We start from the raw sequence: 16,163 nt of genomic DNA, 5'->3' as shown, positions 1-16,163 counted from the left end.
ATTAGTCACTTTAACAATACGTTAAATGTATAATTTCACTTTACTCTACCTAGAAACTAAACAAAACAATTTATAAGTCCATCGGCTATATCATCCGCCAATAAAGCTACTGTGTTTAATGATAACTAGCACTAAATAAGTCTCAATTTATAACGTGTCTATTACTTATACTACGAGTTAATTAAATAAAGCCCTAATAATAGAGCTTTATTTTAATAGGACTCTATGTACAAAGATCTTTAAATGCCACCCATCAACGTATATTTCATTTCAGTGTATTCTTCTAACCCTTGATGTGCACCTTCACGCCCTAATCCAGACTCTTTAACGCCACCAAAAGGGGCCAATTCTGTAGAAATAAGACCTTCATTCACACCAACCATGCCATATTCTAATGCTTCACTCACATTAAATGCGCGCGACAATGATTGCGTATAAATATAAGCAGCCAAGCCTGAATCAGTATTATTGGCACGATCAATCACATCTTGATCGTCATCAAAGCTAAAAATAGCCGCTAATGGTCCAAATGTTTCTTCTGTTGCAACAAGCATGTCATCTCTAACATCACGAATAATCGTCGGTGCAATAAAGCAATCATTTGATACATGTTGACTACCAAGCACTAAATGCGCCCCCTTTAACATCGCATCATGAATGTGACGTTCAACTTTATCTACGGCGGCTCGATTAATCAAAGGTCCCATAGTTACACCTTCATCCAGCCCGTTACCAACCTTCAATAACGCAACTTGCTGACGTAGACGATCAATAAATTGTTCATAAATACTGTTATGGACATAGATACGATTAGCGCAGACACAGGTTTGTCCAGCATTACGAAATTTAGCAACCATTACCCCTTCTATTGCACGATCAATATCTGCATCATCAAAAATAATAAATGGCGCATTGCCACCTAATTCTAATGATACTTTTTTTACACTTGCAGCAGCTTGTGCCATCAACAGCTTACCTATCGCCGTAGAACCCGTGAAAGAGATCTTTTTAACTTTTTTATTACCGGTTAATTCAGCGCCAATCTTAACGGCATCACCCGTTACAACACTGAATAAACCATCAGGAATACCCGCTTCTTGCGCTAATGCTGCAAATGCTAATGCCGTAAAAGGTGTATCAGGGGCAGGTTTCAATACTACAGCACAACCTGCGGCAAAAGCAGGGCCACATTTACGCGTGATCATTGCCGCGGGGAAATTCCATGGCGTAATAGCAGCGACAACACCAACAGGTTGGCGTGAAACCAAAATTCTTGCATCTGCTTTGTGGCTTGGAATGATTTCACCATTCATGCGCTTAGCTTCTTCGGCATACCACTCAATAAAACTTGCTGCATAGGCTATTTCACCTTTAGCTTCATTTAATGGTTTACCTTGCTCTAAGGTCAAAATAGTCGCTAGTTCAACTGAATGATCCATAATAAGTTCATACCATTGTCGTAAAACAGTAGCCTTATATTTCGCTGTTGTTTTTGACCATCGTCGATAAGCACTATCTGCACTATCTATTGCTACACGTGTTTCTTCAACCCCCATTAAAGGAACATTTCCAATCACTTTTCCTGTTGCAGGATTATTAATAACTGTATGTTTTCCTGAATATGCGTTTACCCATTCACCATTAATAAACGCCTGTTGCTTAAACAAACCACCTAAAGATAATGTCATTACGATACCTTTGTTTATTTTTTCAATGCAAAAGTGACAAAAAATGTTAGCCAAAAGTGTACATTGAAATAAATAAGTAACTGATTACATTATTATATTACAACCTTAGCAAGATAACAGCTTAGGTATGTATTCAATAATGCATAATCGTTAAAAATAAAATTAAAAATATCATGCCATTCATCAGCAAATAATTATTATCACGACTAAGCTTTAAATAACATAGATATTAAAAAATGAACGATAGCTTTACTTTTATTTTAAAGTGGATAGAAATATCTTATGCAAAAAAGCAGACAACTGACCCATATTCGTCATGGCATAAAAAAGGGGTTTACAACTTCTTTCATCCATGAACAACATTTCCCTACCACAAATCCATTTGTTTTATGGGAACATACCACATCAAAGAACCCCTCAAGTCATAGTTTAAGTTTTCATGGCCATTCAGGCATAGAAGCTATCAGTTATCCCATTACAGGTACTATTTTGCACCATGATTCAACACAACAACATCATGTAGTTAAAAGTGGTGATGTTCACATGATGACGAGTGGCCAAGGTATTATTCATAAATCAACTACATTACCTCAACAATCGACAACAGAGACATTTCAATTATGGACGGCGTTACCTGAAACAAATAATCATGAAATGTGTCATCCCAAAAGCCAACTATTTAATAAACACTACCTTCCCCTCGTTGAAGATAACCATTCAACAACAAAAGTATTGATCGGGCATTACCAGCAACACACCAGTCCAATTAAAAGCCATTGTGAACTTATATTGCTCGACATTATTATGGCCTCCTATAGTACATGGTGCTTTACCCCACCCAAAGATTATCAATCCTGCTTTATTTATTTAAAATCAGGTATATCTTATAGTGCAAATAATAAATTAATGCCATTTCAAATAGGTTTTTTTGAATCATCACCTGCACCTATAATAGTTACTACAACAGATCAAAGCTCACGTTTTTTCATTGCTTGTGCTGTACCATTAAAACAACCATTAATAACCAATCAACATTCAGTTCATTCTAGTAAAAATAACATGGACATAAGTAATATGTTATTAAAAAAACTAATATCAACTATTAATAACAAAGAGGAATAGTTAGACCAGATGATATATCAATAAAAAAATCTTATAAGTTCAATATACACAATTAAGTTCATAGCATGATATTATTCAAAATTATTCCTATACTAAAAATAATGCATTAATGTGTAATAAACAGCATGGCTAGTGTTGTTATTTCAGTATCATAGTTAATGTTACAAGGTATTTTTTATGCAGGCCTTCAAAAGGTTTTCTTCAAACTACTCAATATATATAAAAATATCATTTCAATTGATCCTTTTTTTCGTTTCAATTTACATTGTTTTTCAATTACTTATAAAGTTAAACTTCTTTAATACAGATACTTTAAATGTTATTCATAAGCATTATATAAAACTAAATATTTTATTGCTTTGTACTTTTACATTTGTTTTTATCTATATTTTAAATCGCATCAATAAATGGTTTATTAAACCATTACAACAATTAAAAAATGAAACCAATAAACAAAGTGATATATTTAACAACAAAAGCATTCACGGTAATGATGCTGGTCGTTTTTTAAAAAACCATCAAGTATTAGTTAATAACATTACGAATGAAAAAATGATAAAAACGTAGATTTACCAGATAAAATAATAGAAAATCAGGCAGACATACATCAACTACAATTAACATTAAATATATTTAACAATAGTCAGGATATCATTATTTTTCTGGACAATAATGGAATTATCACTCATGTAAACCCCATATTCTGCCATCTAATCGGCATTAACTATGAAAATATCATCAAGCAACCATTAATTAATTTCATTAACACTCATACATATAAAAAAATTAGAGCATCTCTTTCTCATGAACTCAATAACTCACATCAATGGCAAGGTGAATTTAATATACAAAATATGATCAGTAAAAAAAAGATTCCATTATATGTCAAAATCAACAAATTAGTTGATAATAAAAATAATCTTATACAATATTCTATTATTGCGACTGACCTTACGACAATAAAAGAAATAGATCGCTTAGTACATATCAATCACCATGACTCATTAACAGAACTGCCAAATAGAATAGCACTAACCAATCGCTTAAATGATGAACTCAAAATTCAACTTATTACTCATCATATTTTTGCGGTATTATTTATTGATTTAGATAGTTTTAAAGTAATTAATGATAATTATGGCCATCAAATGGGCGATAAGGTATTGAAAATTACAGCAAATAAATTGCGTAATGCCGTAAAAAAAAGCGATATGATTGCACGTCTTTCTGGAGATGAGTTTATCGCAATAATTAATCCAGTCACGGAACATACTGATGTCATTCAAACATGCAAGCGCATACTGAAAATACTCCAACAACCGATAATCATAGACCAACACCATTTAGCTATAAATGCTAGCATTGGGTGCTATTATGCGCATCCAAATATGCAACAGGCCATCGATGATATTTTATCTCAAGCAGATATAGCGATGTATCAGGCAAAAATGGCAGGCAAGGGATGTCTTGTAGAATGTAATTCATTTTAATAAAAATGCCGTATCTGTGATAATAGATACGGCACTTAACATGAATATCAATTTATGGGCGAGTCGCTAATTGAAAAGTACCATTTGATTGAAACCAAACCGCTTGCTTCTGTTTGCGCCCAAGTAATAAAGGGCCATCATCAAAAAACAAAAAATTCTTCCAATTACGTTTAAATACACCCCATTTAGTTTCGATAATATTATATTTTTCATAACAGAAAAAAATGGTCGTGTTATCTTCCCACTTTATATCAGCTAACAATTCTGCTGGTAACTCAGGTTCATCACTGTCCCATGCTCGCTGCCAATCTATTGCATCTGACCATATTTTTTTATCAAAGGCCCAATCACCTTTCTCAAAATGATCGGCATCAGGACTTTGACTACTCACGTGTTCACACCACAATTGCGCCGAACGAGCTTGAGTAAATGGCTTTATTTGTACTAAGTCAGCTTCAGGTACTGGCATTGAAGCATGAGTGAAAATCCATTTACGTGCGTAACTATCAAATTCGGTATAATTCATTTGTCAGCCTAAAAAAATAAAGACGACGCAATGTACATCAGTGGTGATATTTGTTCCAGTATCTAGCCCATAATTTTTATATCAATTCTTTGCAATATAAAAAGGTACAACAAAATTGTACTCATTTGCATTATTGCAAGCGCACTTATTTATTTTGCCCCCATAGGTCGCTGACCCAGCCACCAATATGATCATCATAGTGGTTATCTGAAAAAGTAGGTGATGTTTTTATCGGGTTATCATGATGACATTCAAGAAGTTCAGATATATGCCTCGCCATCGGATCATCGGTGGACCGCATTTGCCGTTTTTGGGCAATTTCCTTAATAATCTGTAATCGATATGACGAGTTCATCTTTTTCATCTTTAACTCCTCTCAGTGAAATACAATAAATAATGACCAGATAAAAATAGGCTTCTCCGAGGATTACGTCAAATAGTCAATATCAAATTGGTATATCGCAAACTTACAATCTAAAAATTTTATTATTTAAAAAACAACATGTTACTGTTTGTTATATCTATATTTAAAATAGCTCTATGTTTGGATTAATTTAACCATATGATTATCATAAACTTTTAAATAATATTTTTTTTCTGCAATTCTTAATAATTCATACAGTAATCTCAGTATTAGGTCATAATTAACAGCGTTAATTTTATAGTACATCTGTTAGACTATTGAGCAACTATAATTAATATCAAGCAATACGGTTATTTGTAATTATTCCAGGAGTATTCGTGCGTTTATTACCGATTATGACTTTTTCTTTAGTGGGCTTACTGAGTATCACTATTAATGCTAACGCAGACACATTGGTGCCATCTTCTACTATTGGCAGTGTGCCAATTCAAAAAAATAATACTCCTACAAATGTACAGAATAATTTAAAGCAATCATTACCAAACAAAAACAATCAGTGCAACAAGACTCTGAATTATAAAGTTTTTTTTGAAGGTCATGATATCGGTAATTATCAACGTAATTTGGTATGGAATGGTACTCAAGCAGATATTTATACTAAGAGTACCGTTAATGTATTAATCACCACAGCAAAGCTAAATCAACATTCAAAGCTACATTGGTCGCCACAACGTCATAGTTTTGTAACGGATTCTTTTGAACGTCATATAAAGGGATTAATGACGGGTAAAGTATCCGCTACTTTTACTGATAACGGTACCAAATCAACCGTAATCGAAGACGGTAAATCACATCAATTTAGCGAAAGCTTATTGCCAATTCTTGATGGCGATACGATTGGAGCGCAGATGCGATTAGATATTATGCAAGGTAAGAAGAGTTTTGACTTTATATTGCAAAATAGTGATGACACTAGCCATTACTATTTTAAAGTTATCGGAGAAGAAACCATTGCGACTAATTTTGGCAATCTAAAAGCAATTAGAGTCGACCAAATCAAGAAAAATGATCGAAAACTTTCATTGTGGTTTGCACCATCAATTGACTACCAGCTTGTACGTGCAACTTACAAGCGTAAATTACTTGATTTAAAAGCAGTATTGGTTAGTAAAAAAATCATCTGCCCTACTCCAACACTAATAAAGTAGGCATAACAGTGTTAAGCAGCCATATATTTTTTGGCTGTTTAATTAACTTATTTTGCAACTACTTTATCACCAATAATTTTATAAGCTTAAGTTTACCCAATGTTTTCACAATAGCAGCACAGATCTAGTCATCACTCATATCGCAATTTAATTTCATTCACCTTCCTAGCGCTAAACAATATAGGTGTAAATATAATGCCGTTATTCTCCACTGAGTGTAGTATTAAATAGCTCGTATAATGATCTAATTACTTTCATTCTAATCATGACCAAATAATGAAGAGTAAAATACCACATAAAGAAGGGCGTCCCATGAAAACACTCATAGTTTTGATAAGTATGGTATTTTTATTATCAGCATGCTCACCAACCATTGGCAGTGAAAAATGGTGTAACCAGCTAAAAGAAAAAGCAAAAGGAGAATGGAGTGCGAATGAAGCCGTTCAATTCACCCAAAACTGTATTCTTCGTTCCCATGATGATAAGAAATAACTTAGCTTACTATTTTGTATGTTATGAAGATGGTGAAAGTTAAGGCAAATACAATAGGCGAAAAAAAAGCTCATCGAATGATAAGCTTTTTTAAAAGATGGTGCCCCGGGCCGGACTTGAACCGGCACAGCGCGAACGCCGAGGGATTTTAAATCCCTTGTGTCTACCAATTCCACCACCAGGGCACGCAATTTCTTGCGATGGGTAAGACACCATCTGTAGATACCACTAATTAAAGCCATATCTTTTAATTCTGTTGTTGCTACTTTACTTACGGATAGTAAGTAAAAAGATGGTGCCCCGGGCCGGACTTGAACCGGCACAGCGCGAACGCCGAGGGATTTTAAATCCCTTGTGTCTACCAATTCCACCACCAGGGCACGCAATTTAATGCGATGGGTAAGACACCATCTGTAAATATCGCTCTGAAGCCATATTTTTTAATTTGGAGCGACACACGAGGTTCGAACTCGTGACCTCAACCTTGGCAAGGTTGCGCTCTACCAGCTGAGCTAGTGTCGCAAGAGGAAGTATGGAGGCGCGTCCCGGAGTCGAACCGAGGTACACGGATTTGCAATCCGCTGCATAGCCACTCTGCCAACGCGCCATATTTCCTAACCGAAGAGATGTTGTTGTCTCGCGGTATGGGGTGCATTCTACGGATTACTGTAGATGAGTCAACAGCATTTTTGAAAATTACGTTCGTTTGATTATTTTACATACAAAACAAGTTATTCCGATCATATACTGCACGATTATTCACATGATATCGCGCATTGAATCTGAAGGAATAATCGCATCAGAACATGTTGTCACTCGATGACTGAGCTTTTGTGCCAATAATAATGACTGTGAAATGGATTGTTGATTAATTCGAGCCGCGAGGTAACCAGCAACAAAAGCATTATCTACTATCGAATCGCCATATTGCACTGCCAGTTTAATACTCGCGACTCGTAGTCGTGCATTCGAACGTATAATTAAGCTACATACCGTACATTCTGTTCCATTCGCTTGTTTAAATACAACCTCACGACAGCCCCACTTAATATAGCGCTGAGTTAAATAACGTGAACTTCCCCAAATTCTCATTTCGTCGTTCAAATCAACAAAAGCAATATCAGCATAAGAAAATAGTTTTTCATACCAATATTGAGCTTGCCTTGTTGACCAAAGATCAGAGCGAAAACTGTTATCTAAATATACTTTACCGCCATCTCTCTTATGTATTTCAAGTAAGCTTAATAACAATGTTTTATCATCATCAGTTAGGGCTGCAATACTACTACCACTAATATAAATCGCTCCATAGTCACTATTCGTCAGTGCACGATTTAATAATGCAGGACCATAAGAAAAGTAATACCGCATCGCGTTATCTTTATTCCAATAATGATAGTGCTGCAAACCATGACGGTCTGTTTCAATAAAACATAAATTAGGAAATTTTGTTGCGAGGCATTTGACTAAACTCGTGTCGATATTTTCTCGTTGCCAACATTGCAGCATACTCATTGATATCTTTTCAATACCAATACATGTTGCATAACTAACACTAATGGCACGGGAACCGCCTAATCTAGCTAAATATAAGGCTCTATTAACCACATTACCGCCATATGTTTGGTATCGAGGTGAATGGTTAAGCTCAACTAATGCCTCTCCAAAAAAAACAATCTTCATATCTACCCTTGTTAGAGATAACGATAAATAGTAATACACGATTAACATTTGCTCATTAAAAGCGTAATACATTCCGTTTTACCTCAAACCTTACAATGTTCTAGATTTACAGTTTTTTTAGATTAAAATAGGGTTTATTTGACAATAACAAAATATCCCTAATTATTAATATTTTGACACTATTTTGTGCTACTTATTAAATGTTTATATTTATGAACTTTATCTCCAAAATTATTAAGGGTATTTGTTGACAATAAAAAATTATCATTAAAACTTATCTAACAATAAATATCAGTATTAATAATTACAGCTGTAATCGTTAATACTAACAATATATGATTTCCACTCTGGCATAGGTTACAATTCTAGGAGTAATAGGCTATTTAGAATTCGATAAGATCTATCGCTCTCTAATTATTATCTGCGGAGCCTTGCTCCTGTTTTTTACTGATATGGACTGAGATATGGAAGCAGAACAAATAGAAATACTTAACTTTATTAGCCAATACCCGCCTTTTGATCTGCTGCCAGAAGAACAGTTGAATGAAATAGCAATCGAAATTGAAGTCGCTTACCACCGCGCAGACAGCATGATTTTAAATCTCGGTGATAGCATTAATGATTTGTTTCTTATTCGTAGTGGTGCCGTTGAAGTTTATCGCCGCAAAGGAGAATTATATAACCGTTTAGATGAAGGTGATATTTTTGGGCAAATGGGATTATTGATGAATAATCGCGTAAGAATGCCTGCTAAAGCATTAGAAGACACTCTTCTCTATTGTGTACCGGGTACTCTTTTTACCAAGCTTTGTGACGATTATGATAGTTTTGCTGACTTTGTTGAAGTCGATGATGGCTCTCGTCTCCGCCACGCAGTATCACGTCAAAATGATGAAAATGATTTAACCACATCTAAAGTCCGCACCTTACTTACACGTGATGCTGTGATCCTCGATCAAAATGCGACCATTCAAGTTGCAGCACAAGCCATGGCAGAAGAAGGCATATCAGCCCTGCTTATCTGCGATGAAAATATCACTGACGATGATGATGATAATGATTTAATCGTTGGTATTATTACTGATCGTGATTTATGCACTCGCGTATTAGCACTTGGCGTTTCAACCTCAGAGCCTGTCTCAACCGTGATGTCAGCAGAGCCTATCACTCTTGACCATAATGCTTATGTATTTGAAGCCATGTTAACCATGCTGCGCTCTAACATCCACCACTTGCCAGTCATGCGAAATAAACACCCCGTAGGTGTTATTAGTGTCTCGGATATTGTGCGCTACGAATCTCAAAATAGCCTACTACTCGTTAGCAGTATTTATCAGCAACAATCGGTGGAAGAGCTCGCCGTACTATCGACACAGGTAAAAGATTGCTTTGTGAGAATGGTTAATGAAGATGCTAATTCTCACATGATTGGTAGTGCGATGGCTGAAATCGGACGCAGCTTTAAACAACGTTTACTTGAACTTGCAGAAGAAAAATACGGCCCACCACCCGTGCCATATTGTTTTCTAGCTCTCGGTTCAATGGCGCGTGATGAACAACTGATTGTGACAGATCAAGATAACGCTATCATTCTTGATAACAACTTCAATTATGACAAACACAATACTTATTTTGAGCAACTATCCAAATTTGTTTGTGATGGGTTAGCTGAATGCGGCTATGCCTATTGTACTGGCGATATTATGGCGACCAATCCAGAATGGCGTAAGACACGCCAGCAATGGGAAGATTGCTTTGCTGATTGGATTGATAATCCTAAACCCGTTGCATTACTTAATAGCTCAATATTTTTTGATCTTGGTGGTGTATGGGGTAAAACTAAATGGGCTAAGCAACTAAATGGCTTCATTGTTCGTCGAGCACGAAATAGCTCTCGTTTCTTGTCCTGTCTTGCACGTAACGCTTTAAACCGCACTCCTCCATTGGGATTTTTTAAAGATTTTGTTATGGAAAAAGATGGCCGACATAATAATTCAATCAATCTAAAACGCCGTGGCACAGCACCATTAGCTGACCTAATTCGTGTACATGCACTTGCAGTTGGTTCTCGTTCACAAAACTCGCTTGAACGTCTTGATGACATTATCGATAGTGGCATATTACCACCAGGTCGAGCACAAGACTTACGTGATGCAATGGAATACATTTCTTTAGTGCGTATTCGTCACCAAGCATTAGATATTGAAGCTGGAATCGAACCCGACAACAGTATTGAACCTGAAAACATGTCTGATTTTGAACGCAGAAATCTTAAAGACGCATTTCAGATATTGAGTAAAGCGCAAAACTTTGTGAAGTTTCGCTATCAATCAGCCAGATAATAAAAAGAGCAGTTAATGTTTCATCACGGATCAAAACAACCTGTTTCTGCGCACTTCACTCGTAATACGCCAGTACTAGACTGGCATTTACGTTTTAAAACGTTAGCGCAAGAAGCACAAGATAGCCGTATAAAGTCTTATTATCAGGCTGGTATTATCTCTGAAAACACCCCTCTGAGTGACGTGTCTTTTGTCGCTCTCGATTTTGAAACAACAGGACTCAATTCAGAAATTGATGATATTGTCAGTGTCGGATTAGTTCCCTTTGATTTACACCGTATTTACTGCCGTCAATCGCAACACTGGGTGGTAAAGCCAAAGGTAAAATTAGAAGAAGACTCTGTCGTTATTCATGGTATTACGCATTCTGATGTTCAACAAGCACCTGATTTACGTCGTATTCTTGAATCAGTACTTGACGCCTTAGCCGGTAAAGTCGTTGTCGTTCATTATAAAAGTATCGAACGTCAGTTTATGGATCGCGCCTTAAAAATTCGCTTAGGTGAAGGAATTCAATTTCCAGTTGTAGATACTCTAGCGATTGAAGCGACCATTCAACAGCAACAAATTAGTGGTTTATGGAATAGATTAAAAGGAAAACGTCCCGGTTCAGTAAGGCTAGGAAAATGTCGTTCCCGTTATGGTCTTCCCGCCTATCAACCACATCATGCGCTAACCGATTCTTTAGCTACGGCTGAATTACTTCAAGCACAGATAGCTTATCATTTTACACCCGAGACTCCTATTGGCTACCTTTGGGAATAAACAACACGCCCTCTACTCTATTTCCATAAAAAAGCAGCCATTCAGTAAATATTCTGAATGGCTGCTTTTTTATAACATTAACTTTATTACAGTAAATAAACGCAACGATTATTTACGTTCAGTCCTAAAGCCCATCAATAAGCTGACACACATAAGTAATAAAATAAACGTAAACGGTAATGCTGTCGAAATCGTACCGGCTTGTAATGCTTCAATGGCTTGTGTACCACCGACCCATAACAAAGCAATAGCAATAACACCTTCAACCGCTGCCCAGAAAATACGTTGAGCGACAGGGTTATCAACTTTACCACCTGCGGTAATGCTATCGATTACCAATGATCCTGAATCTGACGATGTTACAAAGAACACCAAAATTAGAATCACTGAAATGAACGATAAAATAGTACCAAATGGTAATGCATCGTACATTTCAAACATCGCTAATGGTACTTGAGTAATACCTTTAGTACCTAATGTACCGATATGATCCATAATTTGGTGAATAGCTTGGCCACCAAATACTGACATCCAAACAATCGTTACTAATGTTGGAATAATTAATACTGCAATTAAGAATTCACGAACAGTACGACCTTTTGAAATACGCGCAATAAATGAACCGACAAATGGTGACCATGAAATCCACCAAGCCCAATAAACAACCGTCCAAGCATGCATCCATTTTTCATCAGTACGATCATAAGGATTACTTAGCGGAATAAAGTTTTCAATGTATCCCATTACTGTTTTAGGAATCGTATCAATAGAAATAGCAAAACCAACCAGCGCAACAAATATTAATAAGACAACCGCAACCATCATATTAATGTTACTGAGTAATTTAACACCCGAATCGATACCTTTCGCTACAGAAAAAATAGCGACGCAAGTAACAACAATGATAATGCCAATTTGCAGCTCTAAACCGCCATGAGTACCAAATACATGATTAATACCACTTGCCGCTTGTTGTGCGCCTAAGCCTAATGAAGTCGCTAAACCAAATAGTGTTGCCAATACAGCAAGAATATCGATGATGTGGCCAGCCCAACCCCAAGTGCGATCACCAAGAATAGGGTAAAACACAGAGCGAATAGAAAGCGGTAATCCCTTATTGTAAGCAAAATATGCCATTGATAAAGCAACAACACCATAAATAGCCCAAGGGTGGAGACCCCAATGGTACATGGTTGCACCCATCGCTACTTTAAATGCTTCAGGTGTTTCAGGGGTAACGTTCAAAGGTGTAGAACCGCCCCAACCTGTGAAATATGCAGCAGGTTCAGCCACACTCCAAAACATCAAGCCAATACCCATACCTGCGGCAAATAGCATTGATAACCATGATAATGTTGTATGTTCAGCTTCGGCATCTTTACCGCCTAAACGAATACGACCGTACGGTGAAACGATTAATGCTAAACAAAAGAAGACAAAGAAATTACCAGCCCAAAGAAATAAAGAGGCGAATTGGTTAACAATGGCACTTTTTACACTGTCCAAAGTTGCTTTTGCGGTTGCTGGATCTGAGATTAAAATCGCAACTAAAAAAATGATTATTAGTCCAGCACTGACACCAAAAACGGCGTTATGTACATCGAATCCCCACTTTTGGACATTATCTTGGCCAATCGTGTAATCCGTATTATTTATACTATATTTATCGTGTTTACTCATTATTACATCCTGTTAGATATCGCCCCAACCATAATATTTAGTCATGTAAATAAAAATCAAAGCGCCATTATATAACCACTAGTAGACAAGAACTGTCAATAGAGAGACAAAACAACCAAATAGCCTAAAATGGCTGATTTTAAGCCTAAAATATAGCGGTGAAATAAGTTACTTTTAATCACCATGAATATTTTTTCATTTGTACTCTAACTATCTATTGCTACAACTTTAGTCCATTTGAAATTTTTAACTACTTTTTATATGTGGTTATAGTAAATTAAATTTAGCTTTATTGTTTTTAATCAATAAATTAGAAGCAATACACACTAAAAATAAAAGAAACCATTATCAATACAAATAAACAAAGAATATAAGTGTTAACTTACTATTTTATAAAAATGAATAAGCCCATTATTGACCGATTGCTTTTAGGGTAAATAATAAAGCTTATTGGTAGAAGAAGACGACCTAAAAACGACATATAATTAATTAGTAAGTTTTCAAAAATCAATCAATATAGACTGTTTTTTAATCAAAAAAAGGGGTGTTAGTAAATGATATTAACGCTTAAGCAAACTCAAGCGAGATAAACGTACATCCTTTTGAACAACCAATACCCGGTTTTTCACTTTGTTCTGGTGTAATAAGAACTAACGGTTGTCGACATTGTTCACAAGCAACAACCTTACCTTGCATGACCTTTTTTATCACTGCATGTTGATCGCTAAATGACTGTTTAGTTTGTTTATTTAATTGTGAAAAATCCAATTTCATCGTCTGTCTCTAATTAAAATTAATATAAAAAAGGGGGAAGCTTTCTCCCCCCTTGTTTGATAACTATATGATGTTAATCTTATAACTCAAAATCATCAAAGCTTGTCTTATCTACCTGACGATCAAGAAAAGCAACTAAATCGTCATGACCACCAATGTAGTGACCATCTAAAATAATTTGTGGTACCGTACGAACATTAACATTAGCTACATGTTGAATAAAATCTACCATGACAGTCTTTGTTAACTCTTGCCCCAATACTAATGTTGTATATTCAGTACCCAACTTATCCAGTAATAATTTTGCTTTTACACAATATGGACAATTAGGCTGAGTAATGATTACATTTTGGTATTCACATAATTGTTCAATCGTCAAACCGTGGTCGCTATTCATAAACTCATTTATCTTCAGTATTAAAAATGGCATTAACGATAAAACAATCTACGTTACGAGTAAAACCTATAAACAGTACAAGCCTAAAAACAATCAAAAAAGCACAAATATCACTCAATTATAGTGATTTAATAATGTTCAGATAGAAAACTTACACACAGTATAAGTTTGACAAACAAGTTAACACTTTTTACTTCAGTACATATTGAATAATCAGTAAAAATAGATGATATTAATCAAATATAAAAATAAGTTATTGCCCATAAAACATTTTTTATCACTGCTAATATTTTATAAATACACATTTTCGTCATTCATTATTTATATACGGATGTATTGATAATTCATAGATTCAAAAAGGAGAACACTGGTGGATATTTCAGCTGTCACACATCAAACATACAATAAAGGTGAACTAACGCAGCTATTAGATATTGCCCGTGACGCTATTCGAGGTCATTTTTCAGAAAAAGCAATTTCAACGTCAGCACCTAAACTTGAACATTACACACGTAAAATGCTGCAGCCAGCAGCATGCTTTGTGACATTAGAAGTCAATGGCCAGCTACAAGGTTGTATTGGCTCAACGATTGCAACAAAACCATTAATCTTAGAAATGCACAACAAAGCCATTGGAAGCGCTTATGAAGATCGTCGCTTTATGCCTCTAGCAGAAGATCAACTTGATGATTTAAGTATTGAAGTAGAAGTACTATCACCGTTAATTATACAGCCATTCAATACTGAAGCAGAATTAGCCGAATATTTATCGCACAACAAGCAAGGTGTCCTACTGACTGATAGACATGTACAGACAGTTGTATTACCGAGTGCTTGGCGTCGAGGACTATCAACCCCTCAATTTATACAATTACTTAAACAGAAAGCAGGATGGCCCGCAAATTATTGGTCTGACACTATGGTGATTAAAACATTCACTACCTGCGCACTTAAAGAAAACTTTAATACTATCCGTGGTAAATATTTTTAACGAATAACTTAAAATACCATCAATATAAAATGACTAAAATATTTAGTCATTTTATCATTTCTATAACATTTAACTCATGAAAAATGGCATACTTTACGTAATTTCAACTTTAATTAAAAATACACCATGTATTTTATTATTACTTTAATGGGGTTTTATGCGTAAATTTTTATATCCATTTTTAACTGGCTTTATTTTACTAATAACATTGGTTGGTTGTAACACCACCCCAAAAGAAACCGATAACGGCTGGGTTAAGTTAGCAACTAAAACAGCTAATTTTCAAACAGATACCGACAAAATAACACCTAATTCATTATTTGGTTCTAACCATTATGATTCTCTTAAATTAACTTGTATCCAAGGCTCGGTACAAATAGATTCTATTCAAGTTAATTATGCCAATGGGCATGTTCAAAAACTGTCAACATTAGGCCTACTGACTAAAAATAGCTCGACGCGCGCAATGAAACTAGATCGAGATCAGAATAAAATAAAATCAATTGATTTGACATATAGTAGTGTCGGCAATACGACACTAAATTTAGCGGGTGTAACAAAAAAAGCCAAACTTGAAATTTGGGCAAAGAAATCTGCTGATACCAATAAGTAATGCAAACTTAAAGTGGAACAGTCGCAAT

Annotated in this window: 16 protein-coding genes and 4 tRNA genes; 9 read left to right on the top strand and 11 right to left on the bottom strand. The window is 35.4% G+C overall.

Annotation, left to right across the window (positions count from 1 at the left end; translation table 11 throughout):
- Positions 1-239: 239 nt before the first annotated feature.
- Complete coding sequence (locus VXS03_RS06820; RefSeq protein ID WP_327762781.1) at positions 240-1,688, bottom strand: NAD-dependent succinate-semialdehyde dehydrogenase; 1,449 nt, start codon at positions 1,686-1,688, stop codon at positions 240-242.
- A gap of 282 nt (positions 1,689-1,970) precedes the next feature.
- Between VXS03_RS06820 and VXS03_RS06815 the strand changes: the two genes are divergently transcribed.
- From VXS03_RS06815 to VXS03_RS06805, 3 genes are all read left to right on the top strand, one after another.
- Positions 1,971-2,810: a pirin family protein gene (locus VXS03_RS06815; protein ID WP_327762780.1), complete on the top strand. Its 840-nt coding sequence runs from the start codon at positions 1,971-1,973 to the stop codon at positions 2,808-2,810.
- 177 nt (positions 2,811-2,987) lie between these two features.
- A complete protein-coding gene (locus VXS03_RS06810) occupies positions 2,988-3,377 on the top strand; it encodes a hypothetical protein (protein ID WP_327762778.1) in 390 nt (129 codons plus the stop codon).
- Positions 3,378-3,391: 14 nt separating this feature from the next.
- Positions 3,392-4,300: a GGDEF domain-containing protein gene (locus VXS03_RS06805; protein ID WP_327762808.1), complete on the top strand. Its 909-nt coding sequence runs from the start codon at positions 3,392-3,394 to the stop codon at positions 4,298-4,300.
- Between the two features lie 52 nt (positions 4,301-4,352).
- On the opposite strand, the gene VXS03_RS06800 is transcribed toward VXS03_RS06805, so the two are convergent.
- Together VXS03_RS06800 and VXS03_RS06795 are read right to left on the bottom strand one after the other, a co-directional pair.
- Positions 4,353-4,826, bottom strand: a complete 474-nt coding sequence (locus VXS03_RS06800) for a DUF2947 domain-containing protein (protein WP_327762777.1) — start codon at positions 4,824-4,826, stop codon at positions 4,353-4,355.
- A gap of 145 nt (positions 4,827-4,971) precedes the next feature.
- Positions 4,972-5,190 carry a hypothetical protein gene (locus VXS03_RS06795; protein WP_327762776.1) on the bottom strand — a complete coding sequence of 73 codons (219 nt, stop codon included), beginning with the start codon at positions 5,188-5,190 and terminating at the stop codon, positions 4,972-4,974.
- A gap of 377 nt (positions 5,191-5,567) precedes the next feature.
- On the opposite strand from VXS03_RS06795, the gene VXS03_RS06790 reads away from it, so the two are divergent.
- Together VXS03_RS06790 and VXS03_RS06785 are read left to right on the top strand one after the other, a co-directional pair.
- Entirely contained in the window at positions 5,568-6,398 is an 831-nt protein-coding gene (locus VXS03_RS06790; protein WP_327762774.1) for a DUF3108 domain-containing protein, read from the top strand.
- A 312-nt stretch (positions 6,399-6,710) separates the two neighbouring features.
- A complete protein-coding gene (locus VXS03_RS06785; RefSeq protein WP_327762773.1) occupies positions 6,711-6,890 on the top strand; it encodes a DUF3012 domain-containing protein in 180 nt (59 codons plus the stop codon).
- Positions 6,891-6,988: 98 nt separating this feature from the next.
- Here the strand turns inward: VXS03_RS06785 and VXS03_RS06780 are convergent.
- The 5 genes from VXS03_RS06780 to VXS03_RS06760 all read right to left on the bottom strand — a co-directional run bounded on the left by VXS03_RS06780 (position 6,989) and on the right by VXS03_RS06760 (position 8,573).
- A tRNA-Leu gene (locus tag VXS03_RS06780) sits at positions 6,989-7,075 on the bottom strand.
- A gap of 108 nt (positions 7,076-7,183) precedes the next feature.
- A tRNA-Leu gene (locus tag VXS03_RS06775) sits at positions 7,184-7,270 on the bottom strand.
- A gap of 66 nt (positions 7,271-7,336) precedes the next feature.
- Positions 7,337-7,412: transfer RNA gene (locus VXS03_RS06770), tRNA-Gly, on the bottom strand.
- An 11-nt stretch (positions 7,413-7,423) separates the two neighbouring features.
- Positions 7,424-7,497 (bottom strand) — tRNA-Cys (locus tag VXS03_RS06765).
- A 152-nt stretch (positions 7,498-7,649) separates the two neighbouring features.
- Positions 7,650-8,573: a PfkB family carbohydrate kinase gene (locus tag VXS03_RS06760; RefSeq protein WP_327762771.1), complete on the bottom strand. Its 924-nt coding sequence runs from the start codon at positions 8,571-8,573 to the stop codon at positions 7,650-7,652.
- A gap of 464 nt (positions 8,574-9,037) precedes the next feature.
- Between VXS03_RS06760 and VXS03_RS06755 the strand changes: the two genes are divergently transcribed.
- Complete coding sequence (locus VXS03_RS06755) at positions 9,038-10,915, top strand: DUF294 nucleotidyltransferase-like domain-containing protein (RefSeq protein WP_327762770.1); 1,878 nt, start codon at positions 9,038-9,040, stop codon at positions 10,913-10,915.
- A 15-nt stretch (positions 10,916-10,930) separates the two neighbouring features.
- Positions 10,931-11,680, top strand: coding sequence for a 3'-5' exonuclease (locus VXS03_RS06750; RefSeq protein WP_327762769.1), 750 nt, complete (start codon positions 10,931-10,933; stop codon positions 11,678-11,680).
- Positions 11,681-11,788: 108 nt separating this feature from the next.
- Here the strand turns inward: VXS03_RS06750 and VXS03_RS06745 are convergent, their stop codons facing one another.
- From VXS03_RS06745 to VXS03_RS06735, 3 genes are all read right to left on the bottom strand, one after another.
- The gene (locus VXS03_RS06745) at positions 11,789-13,360 is read right to left on the bottom strand and encodes a BCCT family transporter (protein WP_327762768.1); all 1,572 of its coding nucleotides are present in this window, start codon (positions 13,358-13,360) and stop codon (positions 11,789-11,791) included.
- 567 nt (positions 13,361-13,927) lie between these two features.
- Positions 13,928-14,134: a hypothetical protein gene (locus VXS03_RS06740; RefSeq protein ID WP_327762767.1), complete on the bottom strand. Its 207-nt coding sequence runs from the start codon at positions 14,132-14,134 to the stop codon at positions 13,928-13,930.
- 79 nt (positions 14,135-14,213) lie between these two features.
- Entirely contained in the window at positions 14,214-14,531 is a 318-nt protein-coding gene (locus VXS03_RS06735) for a glutaredoxin domain-containing protein (protein WP_327762766.1), read from the bottom strand.
- Positions 14,532-14,901: 370 nt separating this feature from the next.
- Here VXS03_RS06735 and amrA point away from each other — a divergent pair, with 370 nt between their 5' ends.
- Entirely contained in the window at positions 14,902-15,522 is a 621-nt protein-coding gene (amrA, locus tag VXS03_RS06730; protein ID WP_327762764.1) for an AmmeMemoRadiSam system protein A, read from the top strand.
- A gap of 157 nt (positions 15,523-15,679) precedes the next feature.
- Positions 15,680-16,135 (top strand): hypothetical protein, encoded by a 456-nt coding sequence (locus VXS03_RS06725; protein ID WP_327762763.1) that lies wholly within the window; start codon positions 15,680-15,682, stop codon positions 16,133-16,135.
- Positions 16,136-16,163 lie beyond the last annotated feature (28 nt).

This window comes from Photobacterium sp. S4TG1, assembly GCF_036040035.1.
GTDB lineage: Bacteria > Pseudomonadota > Gammaproteobacteria > Enterobacterales > Vibrionaceae > Photobacterium.
Note: the sequence above shows the minus strand (reverse complement) of the source record. Positions and strands in the feature narration are given on the sequence as shown.